The sequence below is a fragment of the Marinomonas phycocola genome, assembly GCF_047525455.1.
Taxonomy (GTDB): domain Bacteria; phylum Pseudomonadota; class Gammaproteobacteria; order Pseudomonadales; family Marinomonadaceae; genus Marinomonas.
In genome coordinates, this window is record NZ_JBLIXL010000008.1 from 57,330 (window position 1) to 76,087 (window position 18,758).

Genomic DNA, 18,758 nt, shown 5'->3' on the forward strand with positions numbered 1-18,758 from the left:
TTCAACATGTATAAAGTCTAATTAAGACAAGATGACCGCTCGTTGCTTCAACACCCTTTCGACTGTATCAACCGTGGCCTGAGTATGGCTGTCAATTTCTAAATTTACTTTATCACCTAAACGAAGCCGACCAAACGTTGTTGCTTTTAGTGTTTCAGGAATCAATGATACTTCGATCCAGTCATCACCGATATCACAAATAGTCAAACTCGCACCATTTAAGCCAACATAGCCTTTATCAAACAAATACCTTCGAGCATCCACATTCGTAAGCCCACTTACATCTACAGAAAAACGTATGTGAAAGCTTTCTCCTTGTTGCTGAATATCACACACATCGACACACGTCATAATATGACCCGACATCACATGTCCACCAACCTCATCTCCCATACGCGCAGCACGTTCGTAATTAACAATAGAACCATTTGTTAATGACCCAATATTTGTTAACAGCAATGTTGTATCAATGACATCAAAACTCACAGCATCTCGTTCGATTTCCACAACCGTCAGACACACTCCATTTATAGCAACACTGGCACCTAATTGCTGTCCTTGCATAGATGCATCAGGAAACTGAATTTTTAATCGTTTATTACGACCTAATGTTTGACACTCAAGCACATGCGCCATACCCTGAACAATACCCGTAAACATAATGACTCCTCATAAACTTAAACGATTCTAGAATGGAAAACAGTGAGCTCTCTAATTATTTCGAACGATTGGAGAAGAATTAAACATCTTAATTGAAGCTCAGGTAATACGCGTCCTTTAGGCAGTTATCACACGGTCTCCAATAGGGTTATCCACAACTTGAGGGGATAACCTCTCTCAATAATCAGGACAAAAAACTTATGAAACCCATTATCAATCATTTTAAGTTTATAAGCATGTTTTTCCTAATTTTATCGACATTAGGACATACAAAAGAGAACGATCAAGCCTTTTTATGGAAAGTGCAAAATCGTCACATAACCGTGTATTTAGCAGGATCAATTCATGCATTAAATGAAAGCCATTACCCATTATCACAAGCATATATAGATGCCTATAATAACTCACAAAACCTAGTCGTCGAACTCAATGTTAATGCCCTCAACCCTATCTACTCACAAGCACTCGTTCAATCAAAAATGTGGTTACCACGCAATCAATCTTTGGAAAGTCATTTATCCAAAGATGCGCTAACGTCATTGAAAACCTTCAGTATAAAAAACCAAACAGAGTACACACGTTTAATACAAATGCGGCCGTGGATGGTTATCGAACAGTTAACGGGCTATCAATTAAAACAAACATCTCTTAAAGCAGAACTTGGTGTAGATCAATATTTTTTACAGTTAGCTAAAAAAGACAATAAGCCCATTCTTGAATTAGAAACTCTAGAACAGCAAATTAGCGCAATCGCACACAGTCCATTTGAATCTCAATTAGAGGCGTTAGAAGTATCATTAGAGCAGTTAGAGGATAAAGAATACTTAAACAAAATGATTCATTTTTGGCGGTCTGCCGATCCTCAGGGGCTGTATGATTTTGTATATCAAGACGTAATCAGTCACCCAAAACTAGCGCCAATGATGAATAACTTACTCGATAAGAGAAATAAAACAATGTCTGATGTCATTACGTTGTATCTCAATCAACCGATCAGCAATAGAAACAGTTACTTTGTTATTGTCGGAGCATTACACTTTTCCGGCCCTAATAGCATACAAACTCACCTGAAAAACAAAGGTTACTTTGTCCAGCCCATGTTCACCCCTATCAACTAGGTTACTTTTTATAGATCTATAAAAAAAGCCATAAACACATTGGTATTTATGGCTTTTGCAGTTTACGAAAAATATGTAAGTCGTTAATCGACCGCTATTTTTTCAATCATCTCTTGAGTTACCAGAGTTATTCCATCTTCATTTCTGTAAAATCGTTGTGCGTCTAATTCAGCATCCTCACCAATAACCATACCTTCTGGTATAGTACAATCAGAATCAACAACGACTTTGGTTAGCCGACAATGCCTACCGATATCCACCCTAGGTAACACCACACATTTATTCACGTGCGAAAATGAGTTTACCCGAACATTGTTAAATAAAATCGTTTTCTCAACCGTAGAGCCAGAAACAATACAACCAGCAGACACGACGGAATTCAATGCAGTACCAATACGCTCTTCATAATTATAATTAAACTTAGCTGCAGGGCGCTGATATTGTGTCGTTCGAATTGGCCAATCATTATCATATAAATCTAACTCAGGTAATAAACGCGTTAAATCCATATTTGATTCCCAGTAAGCAGTCAATGTACCAACGTCTCTCCAATAAGGCGTGTTTGGATAGCTTTCATTTTTTATACAGCTGTTACCAAAATGATGCGCTTTAATATTGCTTCGACCAACAAAAAATGGAATTAAATCCTTACCAAAATCATGGCTTGATTCAGTATCTAGCGCATCAGACCTTAAATGTTCAGTTAAAAATTTAGTACTAAAAATGTAAATTCCCATGCTTGCCAAAGAAATATCAGGGTTGCCTGGCATAGTCGGTGGATTTTTAGGCTTTTCTTCGAATGAGATAATATTATCATCATTATCGACATGCATTATTCCAAATTGATCCGCTTCAGCAATGGGCACTTCAATACACGCAACAGTAACATCTGCGCCGGTCTCCATATGCTCTTTAAGCATTAGACTGTAATCTTGCTTATAAACATGGTCTCCCGCCAGAATAAGTATGTACTCACTTTCAAGCTCATCAATCATTTTCAGATTTTGAAAAACGGCATCAGCCGTACCTTGATACCACTCCTCCCCTGTTTGCTGCTGAGCAGGCCATAATTCAATAAATTCATTAAAATCTGAACGTAAAAAATTCCAACCTCTTTGAACATGTTGATTTAACGTATGAGAGCGATACTGAGTCAATACAGCAATTCTGCGCACCCCAGAGTTAACACAATTTGATAAAGGAAAATCAATAATTTTATATTTTCCAGCGATAGGCACAGCAGGCTTTGAACGATAATCTGTCAGCTGCTTTAACCGAGACCCTCTCCCTCCTGCTAGGATGATTGCTATCGTTTTCATACATGCAGTATTAAGATCCATATTTCACCTTTTGACTTTTGTTATAATTTTATATTAGCGTTGCTTACTCGATTACAGGTTATATTTAGGTATACTCCGATAAATAAACTAAATCAACAAGATAACAATATGATGAACATTCTTTTTGTCGCGTCCGAAATTTATCCCCTTGTAAAAACTGGCGGTCTTGCTGATGTGGCAGGAGCTTTACCTATTGCATTACGAAAAAAAGGGCATGATGTTCGACTTTTAATGCCTGCTTATTTGGGGATTTTGGAAAAAGTCGCTCCAATTCAAAACCAAATAAATTTGGGAAATCCATTTAATGTTGGGGATCTCATCCTACTAGAAACCCAAATTATTGAGAACGGCACGCCTATTTGGTTGTTGCAATGCAAAAGCCTATTTGAGAGAGAAGGTGGCCCTTACCTCAACCCAGAAGGCAAAGACTTTGAAGACAATCACCTTCGCTTCGCTGCATTATCTTGGGCTGCGGCAGTTTTGTCGGCACATGGAGGCTTAATGGGATGGCAAGCCAATATCCTTCACATCCATGACTGGCAAGCAGGTTTAAGTGCTGCTTATCTTAAAAGCTGGAAGGTGAATCACATACCTATTGTTACTACTGTGCACAATCTTAGATACAACGGCAGCTTTCCTCTTGAAAAATTTGAGGATATTAAGCTTTCAAACGAGCTTCTCTCTCATCATGGAATTGAGTTCTACGGTCAATTTTCTACACTAAAATCCGCTTTAGTCTATTCGGATGCCATTACAACCGTCAGCCCTACCTACGCAAGAGAAATATTAACCGAAGAATACGGTGATGGTCTGGATGGAACACTAAGAGCTCATCAACATAAGCTACACGGAATCTTAAATGGTGTTGATTATGAGCAATGGTCTCCTAAAAACGACGCTGAAATCATCCAAAACTATGACATCAACACCCTCCACTTAAAGCAAAAAAATAAGCAGGCGTTATTACAAGAAAATCAACTTGATGAAAATCTTAGCCAGCCCGTTTTTGGCGTTGTAAGTCGCCTGACAGAACAAAAAGGCTTAGACATTGTGCTTGAAGCAATACCAAACGCCCTAGAACAAGGTGCAAAACTTGTTCTGCTCGGCTCTGGGGACAAAGAACTGGAACACGCTTTCCTCGCCTTACAAGAGCAATATCCTCAGCAAGTAGGTGTACGTATTGGTTATGACGAATCCTATTCGCATCAACTTCAAGCGGGAGTAGATGCGCTGTTAATACCGTCTCGGTTTGAACCTTGCGGCTTAACACAACTATACGCACTGAAGTACGGAACCTTACCAGTAGTCAGAAAAACAGGGGGGCTTGCTGATACCGTTTTTGAAGAAGGAGCTGATCCAAACGGTTTTGTCTTTGATCATGCCAATCGCTACGCATTAACGGACGTTATGAATCGATGCATCAAAACATACCACAACTCAAACGTATGGAAAGAAATGCAAGAAAATGCAATGCGTTACGATTTTAGCTGGGAAAAAACAACAAATCACTGGCTAAACTTATACTCAAGTTTAATAAAACAATAAAACAGCTTTGCCTTGCATGTTTAAACGTATTGAAACCTTTTTAATGCGTTTAAACATGATTTAGAGCAAGCATTTGACAAACTTTCATCTTGCGCTAGTTTAATTTTATCGCCTATTCTAAATAGTGAATTAAAAATAAAAAGGCGACAAAGCATGGAAATACAAGATTTATTAAATCAAACATCAAAACTTCCAAATGTTCCTGAAGTCGTCCGAGAACTCATCCAAACATTAAATTCTGATAATGCGGATTACAGTGATATTGCAACAAAAGTGGCAAAAGACCAAACAATTTCCCTAAAAGTATTACGTTTAGTTAATTCCGCTCAGTTTGGCCTGTCTAGAAAAGTTGCATCTATTGATGAAGCCATTGTTATCCTAGGCATGGATAAATTAAAAATCTTAGTTATTGCATCGGGTTTTGCAGGGTCTGTGTCTAACCTTGAAGGAATCGATATTAAATCTTTTTGGAGTGACTCATTTCAAATAGCGTCATTAGCAAAGTGGTTGTCATTAAGAACCGACAAAATCGACGCAGACAACGCATTTACTGCAGGTATCATTTATAACATTGGGCGGTTACTGTTGCATGTAGCTGAGCCAAATAGAGCAAAAGCAATACAAACACTCATTAAAGAAGCCAAAGTTAGTCGCACGGCAGCAGAATTAGAGATGCTTGGATTCACATCGCAAGAAGCAGGAAAAGCGTTACTAGAAATGTGGAAATTTCCTCAAGAACTTTCTGATGCCGTATACCAATATAAAAAACCCTTAGCATTTAATCCAGCCTCACCTCTAAGCGCAGTATTGAATTTAGCCTGCTATTTAAATGCATCAATCAGAGAAGACAGAGAGCCAGAAGTCGTTAAAGAGTTTATCCCAAAGAAGGTGTTAGAGCTTGCAGGCATAGATAGCTCAATCATTGAAAATTTGGATGAAGCGCTTTGCTTAGAATCTGGTTTAGACGGTTTAGTGGCTTAAATAAAAGCCTGCTTTAATAAAATAACAGACAAGAAATCAGACGGATTGAATAACCCATACTTCTAATTTCACATCTTTTAGCAATTACTTATGCATTTTTGGAGAAAGCGTTCCAATCTACTAAGCTTTGCTCTAACGCTTTATCATTAAAACCATCACGACTCATTTCTTTTAATACATTATTAAGATTTTGTCTCATTAATGGTGTATTACAAGAAGAACCTTTTGAAAGAGTAAGGTAAAGACCTTCACTACTAATGGGGGATAATGATACAACATCCGCACTCATGTCTAATAAATTAAGGTAAGCAATACCAGGAGACTTCTCGTAGATAGCGTAATCCACTCGCCTAGCAATGAGCATTTTAAACGCTTGCTCTAGCCCCGAAACAAAAATAATATCAAGATTTTTTTCAGCAAAGTCGTCAAATTTTTGACCGAAACTGTTATTGATAACCGTTACTCCACGCTTATCAATCAGATCTTCTTTCTTTTTATACTTTAGCTTTTGCCCTGTGCGCTTCCAAACAACGCTACTGGTACGTAGAAATGCAGGCCATAAATAGTCCATATAATCACTGCGGGCATTGGTATAAAATGCACCTGCCATTAAGTCTACTCGACCAGATTTCACTTCTAGCTGAGCCCTTGACCATGGCCCTGTATGCATTAACTTAATTGGAATACCTAAACGTCTCGATATTTCATCAATTATTAAGCGATTAGCGCCAAGTAAATCATTTGAATTCTCCCCTTCTATCCAAAGGAAAGGAGGATACTCAGAATTACCTGTTGCTGTCATCGAAGTGCAACTCGCCCCTGTTTCTGCTTGAACGTGTGCGAAAAATGGAAAAATACAGCATAAAAACATGCCAACTTTTACATTATGACTCGGAAAAAAGCGCATAAACATCTCAAAGCAATTAGTTTTGTCACATATTCATTATATTTCAACATTGAAAAAAGTACACATTCAACAAAAAAGTTGAAAAAGAGTGAACTTTACATAGTAATTATTATCCAATCTTTTAACTTTATAAAGGAGACTAACAATGACAACTATCGCATTAAAGACATTTACAGCGTGGAAAACGTTTGTATTCGCATTCTTATGCTTATTTACCTTTCAAGCCTATGCCAGCGCAGAGCCAAATATAAACAAAGAAGGTATCGCATTATCTGGTTACGATCCGGTCAGTTATTTTATGGATGCACCGATGAAGGGATACCCAGCACTCAAGTACACTTTTGAAGGATCAACCTACCAATTTGAAAACGAAGAAAATCGCCAAGCATTTATACAACAACCTACAAAGTATGCGCCAGCATATGGTGGATGGTGCGCTTGGGCAATGCTTGATGGAGAGAAAGTAAAAATAGATCCACTAAGCTATAAAATTATCGATGGTAAAAATTATGTTTTTTACAACGGCTTTTGGGGTGATACTAAAGAAAAATGGAATGAGAAAGCAAACAAAGATTCCGAAGCGCTACTAGTAAAAAATGCAGACATTCAATGGTCCAAACTATAAGAGACCTTTGCATGATTACTACGCTTGCTAATACTTTGTTAAAAACACCATGCTAAAACGGCCACAAACAAGACGTTGTTGTTTGTGGCTCTGTCCCTTCTAAAAAGCTCAATGTCTCTTTATTTTCACAGCGGTCTGCTGCAATAGCGTATTCATCTGGGTTTATTTGGAAACGTTTTACTCCTTCCGGCAAGGTGGAAACAAGTGATTTGGGATTAAGTTGCTTCATCAAATCAATCCACACTCTTTGTGCCCCCGTCCCTCCAGTTATGCTTAGTGGTTTGTTATTATCTGCCCCAAGCCATACCGTCGTTGAGTAATCGCCTGTAATTCCGACAAACCAACTGTCTCTTTGTTCATTTGTTGTGCCTGTTTTTGCCGCGAACCTCAAGTTAGGTAATTCTTCCTGAGCTCTTCTTGCGGTTCCCACGCTTGCGACTTTCGTCATACTATCGAGCGTTGACGCCAACACAGCATCAGTAAAGGGCACATTACTTTTGGAGGCAAACTGCTTTAATACTTTTCCTTGAGAATTCAATACACCCGCAACAATGCCCAGTTGTGACGACTGCCCCATTGAGGCAATAGGCTGATAAACTCGGGCGACTTCAAATGGAGACAACTCCAATGCTCCCAAAGCAACAGCAGGCCTCATGGTAAATGGACGCTTTACTCCAAGTTTCCTTAATCCATCTCCTAAACGGTCAAAACCAAGCTTTTCAGCTAAATCTAATGTGGCTAGGTTATAGGATTTCGCCAAAGCATAATACATAGGCACAGCCCCATGAACTTTTCGATCATAGTTCTCTGGTTGCCAAATCTCATTGCCTATTTTATACCGCTTTTTCTCATCATTTAATTGAGAAAGCCAAGTGAACTCTCCCGTTGCTATGGCCATCATGTACAATGGCGGCTTTACTAATGAACCGATAGGTCTCACCGCGCCCAATGCCCGATTAAAACCAGAGTAAACGGAGCTGCTGGAACCCACAATAGCCTTTACTTGACCGTTTACAGAATCAGTAACAACAACAGCACCTTGCAATCCCTTTAAGTGTTTATCACCCTTTTCAAGTAACGCAACTTGCCGTCTTATGGCTTTTACAGCCGCTTCTTGCGCTCTAATACTGAGTCCTGTATACACTTTCAAATTTTCTGTTGCTAAAATTTGTTTCTCAAAATCTTTTGCCAATTGAAATGAAACCAAATCCAAATAATCAGCAAACAATGTCCTAGCTTTACGCTCATTCACCGTTTCTAACGATAAGCTTTTGGCATCGCTATACAGTTTTTCACTTAATAAGCCTTGCTCATAAAGTACCTTTAATACTGTATCTCGGCGTTTTTTCGCCCTTTCAGGGTTACGATTAGGATTATATAAAGAAGGGCCTTTTACCATGCCAACCAACAATGCGTACTCGGCAACATTAAGTTCATTAAGAGGTCGACCAAAAAAGTGCTTACTCGCTGCCGCAAATCCATGAATGGCTTTATTTCCAAATTGAGCCAAATACACTTCATTCATGTAAGCCGTTAATATGTCTTCTTTTGAAAAATGATACTCCAGCAGAATCGCCATAATGACTTCCGTAAGCTTACGTGTGTAAGTCCTTTCTGCTGAAAGATACATGTTTTTTACCAGCTGTTGAGTCAGTGTGCTGCCTCCCTGACGACGCTCCCCCTCAACAAAATTAACCCAAACAGCCCGAGCAATGCCCGTTATAGAAATACCAAAATGCTGATAAAAGTCTCTATCTTCGATGGCTATCAATGTTGTAATTAGCGTTTGTGGTAGCTGATTATGAGTCAGTATTTCACGTCCTTCTGTATTACCACCAAACAAATGCCCAATTAACTGAGGTTCTAATGTCGCTTGCGATATAGGATCACCAGATACCGTTTGGATGTTTAGTCGACCATTTTGAAAAGAAAATATTCGTCGGGCACTGCCATGTTCACCAGTATGATCTCTATAAGGTCGTAGATGAGCACTAATTTTAGTCTTACTACGAGCCGCCCAGCCAATTTCTTGACTGTTTCTGCCAAAGCGATAGCCTGATTCAGACAACAAGACCTCTAAGTCTTTCTTTACCCACGGATCACCCGAGCGCAAAACAATAGGTGCACTGTAAACTTCAGACGGTACTTGCCACTTCTGACCAGCAAAGGTTTCAACCACTTCATGATCAAGCCACCAAACCCACAAACAAAATGGAATCGATGCCAACAACCCAATCAAAAAACACCATTTAATTGCTCGAACGGTAAGACGTTTTAACAAAGCAGAAAAACCTTTAGACTTCTTTTTAGACGTCGCTTTTTTCCTAGGCGCTCGTTTTTTAGGTGCCGTTTTTTTAAGGTCTTTTTTATTAGGTGTGGCTTTTTTTCGAGCAGGCTGCGCTTGATTCGTGATTTTTTTTGTCGTTGTTCGACGTGTGGTAGAAGGCTTTTGGGTTGTCATGGCTGGCAGTATAAAGAGGCAGTCCAGACTTGGCAATCTCTCTTGCTTTATAAGGCATTTCTTTATCTGATTTAACTAAAACGATCTGTAATCTAAGCCAGAAAATGGGTGAGTCATTCACCGTTTCTATGGTAGATTGGCTCTATATTCTAATTTAAACAGACTCATTCAGTCATAATAAAAAGTGCCTGTACCACACTATGAACAAGCAATATTTATGCTCTACCTCTGATTTAAATAAAACTCAGGCTAAAGGCGTAACACTGACTCAAGAGCACGCTGACGACATCCATATTATTGTTTTAAAGCAACAAGAGCATTTTTACGCTTACTTAAATAAATGTCCTCATAGAAACATTCAACTTGAATGGAACAAAGACGAATTTTTTGATGAATCGGGTTCATTCTTACATTGCTTTACCCATGGTGCTTTATTCTTACCAAAAACAGGAGAATGCATTGCTGGCCCATGTCAATTTCAATCATTGGAAAAAGTGCCTATTTTTATAGAAGATGACACAATCTATTGTGATCCAGAGAGAGGGTTTTCATGCGAGGATTGAATTGGCTAAAATACACATTATTTATTTGGTTATCTCTTTTACCTTACCAAGCTCAAGCAGACAGTGCTCTTATTGCTGTCGCATCCAATTTCACACTCACTATGAAAGCACTGATTGCACGATTTCATGCAGACACACCTCACACTTTACGAGTGTCTTTTGCATCATCTGGCAAACTCTACGCTCAGATTAAAAATGGCGCACCGTTTGATCTACTTCTTTCCGCAGATCAAGTTATCCCTCAAAAATTACTAGGAGAAGGTAATGCAGTGCCGACAACTCAAATGACCTATGCGGTTGGCAAATTGGCTCTGTGGTCATCCGACCCAACAGTGGTGGACGCAAAAGGCGATGTTTTACACTCAAGCAAGATGAATAAATTGGCTTTAGCCAATCCCAAACTTGCTCCATACGGGTTCGCCGCCATTGAAGTATTAAAAAACCTTAATGTATATGCATCTACTAAGCCTTCATGGGTTCAAGGTGAAAATATCGGTCAAACTTATCAATTTGTGCGCACAGGCAATGCCAACCTTGGCTTTGTGGCGCTATCTCAAGTTCACAACAACCAACAGCCGATTAATGGTTCTGTTTGGGAAGTACCTGATCATCTTTATTCCCCTATTAAACAAGACTTAGTAGTATTAAACAAAGGAAAAGATAATGCGGCTGTTAGCGCCTTCCTGAAGTATTTGAATTTGCCAAAAACTCAAAAATTGATTCAGAGCTACGGTTACCATACACAATGACTGACTCGCATTATTAATATGGGATCTTTGCAAGAAGTCATGAGCGGCGATAAGACGAGACAAAAAAGCGGAGTTTATGAGTTATAAATGCGCATTTTGCGTCTGTTTTTAACAAAGTATTAACAAACGTAGTGGTCGTGCAAAGGTCTCAATATAAATCTACAACACAGGCGGAATGTATAACATGATGTTAACCGAGGCAGATTGGTCCACAATCACCTTAACCCTTCACCTCGCCAGCATTGTCACTTTGCTATTACTCATAATCGGTATACCTATCGCCTGGTGGTTAGCGAAAACCACATCCAAATTCAAAGGCGTTGTGAGTGCCTTGGTTGCATTGCCTCTTATTTTGCCTCCAACAGTGATCGGCTTTTACCTTTTATTACTTCTTGGTCCCAATGGCCCTGTTGGAGAGTTTATGCAATGGCTAGGTTTAGGATTACTGCCATTCACTTTTGAAGGCTTGGTTATCGCGTCCCTTTTTTATTCTTTGCCTTTCGTCGTTCAACCTATTCAAAATGCATTTGAGTCCATCGGACCTCGCCCAGTTGAAGTCGCAGCGACATTAAGAGCAGCACCATGGGAACGTTTTTTCTATGTCGCTTTACCATTGGCCAAGCCCGGCATAATAACCGCCGCTGTTTTAGGATTTGCTCATACTGTGGGAGAATTTGGTATTGTCTTAATGATCGGAGGCAATATTCCTGAAGAAACAAAAGTCATTTCACTCCAGATATACGATCATGTAGAAGCCTTAGACTACGCCCAAGCACATTACCTTTCAGGCATTATGATGCTCTTCTCTTTTATTGTGTTATTCATTTTATACAGCTTACCCAAAAGCAGTTCGATGCGATACGGAGCATAAATGATCGACAAAACAGCGAACCCTTCATTTAATGTTCAGTTTGAATTATCTCTGTCAAACAACGCTTTTTCGATAAATTTGGATCTGCCAAATAAAGGAGTTATCGGTGTACTTGGTGAATCTGGATCGGGGAAAACCACCTTGCTTAGAGTAATCAGCGGTTTGCAACCCATTGATAATGGATACATTTGTTTTAATAACACGGTTTGGCAACAAGATACATTCCACCTTCCTGTGCACAAACGTCCAATCGGCTATGTTTTTCAAGAAGCGAGCCTGTTTTCCCATCTAAGTATCAAACAAAACCTGCAATTTGCAGAAAAACGAGCGTGGGAAGAAAAACAAAATACCCTCAAAAACGCGTCGTTAAATAGAAGTGACATTTATCACATATTAAATATAGAGCCATTGCTCAATAAACAGCCTCATCACCTTTCAGGTGGAGAGAGACAAAGGGTGGCCATAGCAAGAGCACTAATGATTAACCCCAGTATTCTGTTGATGGATGAACCTTTATCTGCACTTGATTATTCCCGAAAACAAGAAGTTTTAGCATACTTAGATAAACTCAAAAACGAACTTCAGATCCCTATCATTTATGTAAGCCATTCCTCTGCTGAATTAGCCAGATTAGCGGATTACCTTGTCGTACTAGAAAACGGTAAAGTGAAAGCCAATGGAGACATTAATCAGGTTCTGACACAAACCGACTTACCCAGTTATTTGCAAAAAGACGTCAGCGTTATTTTTTCCACTTGCGTTATTGAAAAAGACAAAAAGTGGTCACTACAAAAAGTCTCTTTTTGCAAAGATACACCCAGCGCTGAATTATGGATCAACGACAGTACAGCAAGAATTGGAGATACACTACGTGTACAAATATTTGCTAAGGACGTCAGTATTGTTCTGTCTAAGCCTAACGACTCCAGTATTAACAACATCCTTCCCTGTTCAATTCTCTCTATTCAAAAAGATGTTCAAGAGATGATGCTGATAGAGCTCAATGTTGATAACGCGATTCTATTTACCAAAATAACCCAGCGCTCAGCAAACCACCTGAAATTAAAAATAGGAATGGCTGTTTGGGCGCAAATTAAATCCGTCGCATTAATTGCGTAAATACACTGCCCCATAAACTATTTTTTCAAATAAGCACGATATTATGACCTTTGCACGAAGTCATGATCGACGATAAAACGAGGCAAAAACAGACGAAAAAACGGACGAAAAAACGGACGAAAAAACGGAGTTTATGCGTTTTTTCGGGCTGCCGAAAGAAGTCTCTATACACAGTCTCCATCTTTTTCTATTCCATCTGTAATCGAGCTTATCCATTTAGCGACACATGCTTGGCATGGTGCATGCAAACTAACAACTGATAGAAAAACAGTGCAAAAGAAACATCTAAAACCCGTTAAAACACGACTTTTATATGCTTTACGCTCAACGTCAGTGCAGACAAAATCTTAAGCGCGCTATTTTGTATCTTAACTGACAACAACCTTTTTACGTTAAAACGGCACGAGATGGCAGCTTCACAAAAAATATTCAAAGTTCGACGTTATTATAACCGCTGGGTTGCAGATCAAACGTTGGAGGACTATTCATTAAGGTATACGGCGCAGTCTGGTCGTCATATGAGTATCAGCCGAGTTGCTAAAACCGCTCTGGGTGCAACGGCGTTTTTGGCGTTGGAAGGTCTGGCTGCAGCGGTCACCTTAAGCTACGGTTTTACCAATGCGATTACCGCTATCTTGACGGTTTTGTTGGTCTTTTTTATCACAGGTTTCCCCATCGCCTATTATTCCGCCAAGCATGGATTAGACATTGACTTATTGACCCGTGGCGCCGGCTTTGGTTACCTTGGATCAACCATAACTTCACTTATCTACGCTTCTTTTACTTTCATATTTTTTGCCATTGAAGCCGCTATTCTAGCCTCCGCATTGCATGTTTTATTTGGCATCCCTTTAGCAATTGGTTATTTATTGTGCGCGGTTTTTGTTATTCCTATTGTTACCCATGGCATAAAAACCATCAGTAAATTTCAAATAGGCACTCAAGGTTTATGGTTGGTTTTACAATGCTCTGCCCTATTCACCGTGCTTTTTTTTGAATACGATAAAATTGAAGATTGGAGCAATTTTTCCGTTCAAGGCGTTGAAAACAGCCAACACTTTGACGTATTGCTTTTTGGCTCAGCTGCGTCAGTACTGTTTGCATTAGTCGCACAGATCGGGGAACAAGTAGACTATTTACGATTCATGCCCGTTAGAACTGAAAAGAACAAAAAATCTTGGTGGTTCTGGCTCATATTGTCAGGTCCGGGATGGGTCACCATTGGTGCCATTAAAATGTTGCTTGGCTCTTTTCTAGCCTATCTTGCCATACAACAAGGCATGTCCATTGCGGAGGCATCAGACCCAACACACATGTATCAAAGAGTGTTTCAATTTTTAACCAACTCCCCGCAGTTAGCCCTGATTTTAGCCGCGACCATGGTGTTTATCTCTCAGATGAAAATCAATGTCACCAACGCGTATGCAGGCTCTATCGCTTGGTCAAACTTCTTCTCTCGTCTGACACACAGCCATCCAGGTAGAGTGGTATGGCTCGTTTTTAACGTTACCATTTCATTACTGTTAATGGAGCTGGGCATTTATCAAGCATTGGAAGCCGTTTTAAGTGTGTTTGCCATCAGCGCAGTAAGCTGGCTTGCGTCTTTGTCTGCTGACTTGTTAATCAACAAGCCGTTAAAATTAAGCCCCTCTTACGTAGAGTTTAAACGTGCACATTTATACGATATAAACCCAGTCGGTACAGGCTCTATGCTGATAGCGACAGGGCTTGGGCTCATTTGCTATCTAGGCGCTTTTGGAGACGTTGCAAAAAGTTTATGTCACTTTGTGAGCTTATTAACCTGTTTTATTTGTGTGCCACTTATTGCTTGGTTTACAAAAGGCAAATACTACCTAGCACGACAATCGCCAGAGCTTATCCCTTATATCGAACCTGAAAGTCAAAACACCCAATATAAAGTGATCACTTGCGGTGTCTGTGAAAACCAATTTGAGCAAGAAGACATGAGTTTTTGCACCGCATATATGCAGCCCATATGTTCTTTATGCTGTTCCCTCGACGTTCGTTGCTTGGATCACTGTAAACCTCAAGCTCGGGTATCCCAGCAAACAATACAATTTATGCATTTGTTTATGCCTTACCGATTCGTCAGACTCGTTAATTCTCGATTAGGCCGCTTTGTCAGTTTGTTGTGTACGGTCAACCTTATTAATGCCGCCCTCATGTCGCTTATTTATCACCACATGCAGCCGGACAGCTGGACAGAAAAACTCCTGTTACAAGAAACCATGTGGGCTTTGTTCTTTACTCTATTGATTGTTTCTGGTGTTTTATCCTGGCTGTTTTTATTGGCCCATGAAAGTCGTGTGGTTGCCCAAAAAGAATCCAATAAACAAACACGAAAATTAATCAAAGAAATTGAAGCTCATGAGAAAACCGACAAGGAATTGCAAAGAGCCAAAGAAACAGCCGAAAGTGCCAATGCCGCCAAAAGCCGTTATTTAACCGGAATAAGCCATGAATTACGTACACCGTTGCAATCCATTATTGGTTACGCTCAGTTGTTGTCACAAAAGTCTGAGACCCCCAAACAACACCAACATGGGCTGTCCACCATTCAACGCAGTGGCGAGTATTTAACAGATTTAATTGAAGGGCTACTGGACATATCTAAGATAGAAGCAGGTCGCTTAGAGCTCTATCGAAATCAAGTGAACCTACCCGAATTAATTGAGCAATTGGCAAACATGTTCTCAATCCAAGCCACCAGCAAAGGCATTCAATTCCACCACAAGGTTGTCTCTCCGTTACCACAATTTGTCATCACAGATGAAAAACGTTTGCGACAGATTTTAATCAACCTTCTGTCCAATGCCATAAAATACACCAAAGAAGGCCAAGTGCATTTTAATGTGAGTTATCGTAATCAAGTGGCTGAGTTTAGCATTCAAGACACAGGCCCGGGCATTCAACAACATTTACTTAATCGAATCTTTGACCCGTTTGAGCGAGTGCGCGATGAAAATACAGCCAATCTACCGGGCACTGGGCTGGGGTTAACCATTGTAAAACTACTAACCGAGATCATGGGTGGGGACTTAAACGTAGACAGCCAACTCACCAGCGGGAGTTGTTTTAAAGTCAGTTTAATGCTGCCATGGGTCGCTGTAGAAACCCACCTAAGCAACCCTAAAAAACACATTGTCGGCTATGAAGGATATCAACAAACATTGTGTGTAGTAGACGATGATCCTATTCTAAGAGGGCTATTATCCGACTTATTTGCCCCTCTTGGTTTCACCGTATTAGAAGCACACAATGCAGACACCTGCTTGTCCATCATTGAAAAAACCTTACCAGATCTATTCTTATTAGACATCTCTATGCCAGGAATGTCTGGTTTAGAACTGGCCGACGCCCTCCGACATCAAAATATTGATAAGCCGATTATTATGTTGTCCGCCGATGCCCAAGAAAATCATAAATTGAAACACACGAAGAAAAATTACGACGATTATCTGGTCAAACCCATTAGCAACTTGAAACTTCTGAATAAAATTGCCGATGTCCTTTCATTAAATTGGGTATATCAAGAAGATGCTCCCAGTGTAAGCCCAATAAAAACTAAAATAAATCTTATATCGCCCCCCCTTGATGGTACAAAATCGCCCTCAACAGGACCGGAACTCACCGTGATGATTCCAGACGATCCTCTGATACGAGAGTTAAAAGCCTACGCTGAAATGGGCTATCGACGAGGGGTTAAAAAAGCCCTGAAATCCATAGAGTCTAATCAATTATTAAACGCGTTAACCTTACAAAAGTTGCACGACCTTGATCAAAAATTTGAATTCGAACAGCTTGTGATTTTTATAAACCATTACAGTAGCGCTCAATCTCAATCTAAACAAAAATCAAAAAAGGAAACCCCATCAAAATGAATCCCATTACTCGTCGTGACATTGTTTTAGTTGTTGACGATTCAGCTGATGCATTAAGCCTGATCAACGACACGCTTGAAGATGCTGACATGGATGTTCTCGTTGCCTTAGAAGGGAAGCAAGCCCTGACCATTGCAAGAAGAATCAGGCCTGATATCATTTTATTGGATGCAATCATGCCTACCATGGATGGTTTTGAAACCTGCCAAGCACTTAAAAATGATTCAGAATTGGCGTCAATTCCCGTTATCTTTATGACTGGCCTAACAGACACAGACAGCATCGTAAAAGGCTTAGAATCGGGAGGTGTCGATTATCTAACCAAACCCATTACTCCCAACGAATTATTAGCTAGAATGAAAGTTCATCTAACCAATGCACGCCTCACCAATAGCGCTCAGTCTGCATTAGACAGTACGGGACAACACCTGATTACTGTACTAGAAAACGGTTCAATTCAATGGGCAACACCGCAAACCTACGCCCTTTTCGCCAAGGCTAATGCATCAAAACGGTGGCAAAACACCCATTTCTCCAAGCAAATACAACAATGGCTAACCCACCACCCAAAAGCAGGCCATCAGTTAACCTTAACAAACATCACTTATCCTCTTAAAGTGACATGGGTCAGTCGTAAATCAAACGGAGATCAATTAATTAGACTGGAAGATGGGCTCAAACCAACAGGCGCAAGCTTACTCAAAGAACAATTAGAATTAACAGAAAGAGAATCTGAAGTATTAAACTGGGTTGCCAGCGGCAAGAGTAACCGAGATATTGCCTTAATATTAGAAATGAGCCCCCGTACGGTAAACAAACATCTGGAACAAATATTTCCTAAGCTTGGAGTTGAAAATCGAACGGCTGCAGCGGCCGTTGCCCTCAAAATTATGGCAACTCATTAACACTCAGAGTCTTTATTTTTTTTGCGTCTTTTTATTGCGTTTAAGAGAATCAAAAGAAAAAATCAGCAGCCCAAACCAGATAAAGACAAAAGTTAGCCCTGTTTCAAAGTGTAGTGGCTCGTCGTATACCATAATTGCTAGGCAAAAAACCATACTTGGAGAAATATACTGTAAAAAGCCTAATGTACTTAATGGCACCTTTTTCGCTGCGGCAGAGAATAGTAAAAGAGGCAATGTTGTTACGGGACCTGCCAGCATTAAAACAAACCAAGTAGACCACTCTCTATGAGCCAAATGACGGCCTCCTTCTTCCCCACTTTGATAGAGATACCCCATAACCAAAAATGCGAATGGCAACAGCATGGCCGTTTCTAAAAAAAGGGATGTAAAACTGTCTGTTGGTGTTTTCTTATGCAAGTATCCATATATACTAAAAGACAGAGGTAGAGCAATGGATATCCAAGGAAGATACCCTAAAATAAAGATTTGAATACCCACCCCAATCACAGCGAACCCCATCGCAATATACTGTAAAATGCTGGGCCTTTCTTTTAAAAAGCATATGCCAATCAATACCGTCATCAACGGGTTAATGTAATAGCCCAAACTCGCATCTAGCATACGGTCTATACTGACAGCGTAAATAAATACCGACCAATTAACTCCGATCAGAAACGTCGTGGCTAATAGGGTTAACAGCACCCTGCGAGATAAAAAAACGGCCTTTACTTTTGACCACTTCCCCATAATGCCAATAATAATGCCTAGAAGAATGACTGACCATAGAATGCGGTTAGCCACCACATCTAAAGGGTTTTCATCGGTAAGAAATTTAAAATAAACAGGGGTTACTCCCCATAATAAAAACGATAATATCGCAAAAACAACGCCCGCTTTCGGAGATGAAGTCATCCATAACACCTTTTATAAAGTTGAAGAACAGCAAAGGAAGAGAGATAAGCATGCAAGATTACCGTAAAGCTATCCGTAAAAACAACACTCGCATCCATTG

15 protein-coding genes are annotated in these 18,758 nt (G+C 39.9%); 10 read left to right on the forward strand and 5 right to left on the reverse strand.

Annotated features, from left to right (window positions below):
• Positions 1–21: 21 nt before the first annotated feature.
• Positions 22–660, reverse strand: a complete 639-nt coding sequence (locus ACMUMJ_RS08015) for a riboflavin synthase subunit alpha (protein WP_414678298.1) — start codon at positions 658–660, stop codon at positions 22–24.
• Between the two features lie 200 nt (positions 661–860).
• On the opposite strand from ACMUMJ_RS08015, the gene ACMUMJ_RS08020 reads away from it, so the two are divergent.
• Positions 861–1,778: a TraB/GumN family protein gene (locus ACMUMJ_RS08020; protein WP_414678299.1), complete on the forward strand. Its 918-nt coding sequence runs from the start codon at positions 861–863 to the stop codon at positions 1,776–1,778.
• A gap of 83 nt (positions 1,779–1,861) precedes the next feature.
• Here ACMUMJ_RS08020 and glgC read toward each other — a convergent pair whose 3' ends face one another.
• A complete protein-coding gene (gene glgC, locus ACMUMJ_RS08025) occupies positions 1,862–3,118 on the reverse strand; it encodes a glucose-1-phosphate adenylyltransferase (protein ID WP_414678300.1) in 1,257 nt (418 codons plus the stop codon).
• A 108-nt stretch (positions 3,119–3,226) separates the two neighbouring features.
• Here glgC and glgA point away from each other — a divergent pair, with 108 nt between their 5' ends.
• Both glgA and ACMUMJ_RS08035 read left to right on the forward strand, forming a co-directional pair.
• The gene (gene glgA / locus ACMUMJ_RS08030; protein WP_414678301.1) at positions 3,227–4,663 is read left to right on the forward strand and encodes a glycogen synthase GlgA; all 1,437 of its coding nucleotides are present in this window, start codon (positions 3,227–3,229) and stop codon (positions 4,661–4,663) included.
• 153 nt (positions 4,664–4,816) lie between these two features.
• Positions 4,817–5,644, forward strand: coding sequence for an HDOD domain-containing protein (locus ACMUMJ_RS08035; protein WP_414678302.1), 828 nt, complete (start codon positions 4,817–4,819; stop codon positions 5,642–5,644).
• Between the two features lie 88 nt (positions 5,645–5,732).
• Here the strand turns inward: ACMUMJ_RS08035 and ACMUMJ_RS08040 are convergent, their stop codons facing one another.
• On the reverse strand, positions 5,733–6,551 hold the full coding sequence (locus tag ACMUMJ_RS08040; RefSeq protein ID WP_414678303.1) for a substrate-binding periplasmic protein: 819 nt from the start codon (positions 6,549–6,551) through the stop codon (positions 5,733–5,735).
• Between the two features lie 145 nt (positions 6,552–6,696).
• Between ACMUMJ_RS08040 and ACMUMJ_RS08045 the strand changes: the two genes are divergently transcribed.
• Entirely contained in the window at positions 6,697–7,176 is a 480-nt protein-coding gene (locus ACMUMJ_RS08045; RefSeq protein ID WP_414678304.1) for a YHS domain-containing (seleno)protein, read from the forward strand.
• 52 nt (positions 7,177–7,228) lie between these two features.
• Here ACMUMJ_RS08045 and ACMUMJ_RS08050 read toward each other — a convergent pair whose 3' ends face one another.
• Complete coding sequence (locus ACMUMJ_RS08050; protein ID WP_414678305.1) at positions 7,229–9,637, reverse strand: transglycosylase domain-containing protein; 2,409 nt, start codon at positions 9,635–9,637, stop codon at positions 7,229–7,231.
• 200 nt (positions 9,638–9,837) lie between these two features.
• Between ACMUMJ_RS08050 and ACMUMJ_RS08055 the strand changes: the two genes are divergently transcribed.
• The 6 genes from ACMUMJ_RS08055 (at position 9,838) to ACMUMJ_RS08080 (ending at position 17,746) form a co-directional block, all read left to right on the forward strand.
• Positions 9,838–10,200, forward strand: coding sequence for a Rieske (2Fe-2S) protein (locus ACMUMJ_RS08055; RefSeq protein ID WP_414678306.1), 363 nt, complete (start codon positions 9,838–9,840; stop codon positions 10,198–10,200).
• A complete protein-coding gene (modA, locus tag ACMUMJ_RS08060) occupies positions 10,188–10,949 on the forward strand; it encodes a molybdate ABC transporter substrate-binding protein (protein WP_414678307.1) in 762 nt (253 codons plus the stop codon). Before ACMUMJ_RS08055 ends, modA begins: the two co-directional genes overlap by 13 nt.
• Positions 10,950–11,133: 184 nt before the next feature.
• The gene (gene modB / locus ACMUMJ_RS08065; protein ID WP_414678308.1) at positions 11,134–11,820 is read left to right on the forward strand and encodes a molybdate ABC transporter permease subunit; all 687 of its coding nucleotides are present in this window, start codon (positions 11,134–11,136) and stop codon (positions 11,818–11,820) included.
• Positions 11,821–12,939: a molybdenum ABC transporter ATP-binding protein gene (gene modC, locus ACMUMJ_RS08070; protein ID WP_414678309.1), complete on the forward strand. Its 1,119-nt coding sequence runs from the start codon at positions 11,821–11,823 to the stop codon at positions 12,937–12,939.
• A 407-nt stretch (positions 12,940–13,346) separates the two neighbouring features.
• The gene (locus tag ACMUMJ_RS08075) at positions 13,347–16,841 is read left to right on the forward strand and encodes an ATP-binding protein (protein WP_414678310.1); all 3,495 of its coding nucleotides are present in this window, start codon (positions 13,347–13,349) and stop codon (positions 16,839–16,841) included.
• Complete coding sequence (locus ACMUMJ_RS08080; RefSeq protein WP_414678311.1) at positions 16,838–17,746, forward strand: response regulator; 909 nt, start codon at positions 16,838–16,840, stop codon at positions 17,744–17,746. Before ACMUMJ_RS08075 ends, ACMUMJ_RS08080 begins: the two co-directional genes overlap by 4 nt.
• A 12-nt stretch (positions 17,747–17,758) precedes the next feature.
• On the opposite strand, the gene rarD is transcribed toward ACMUMJ_RS08080, so the two are convergent.
• Positions 17,759–18,658, reverse strand: coding sequence for an EamA family transporter RarD (rarD, locus tag ACMUMJ_RS08085; protein WP_414678312.1), 900 nt, complete (start codon positions 18,656–18,658; stop codon positions 17,759–17,761).
• Positions 18,659–18,758 lie beyond the last annotated feature (100 nt).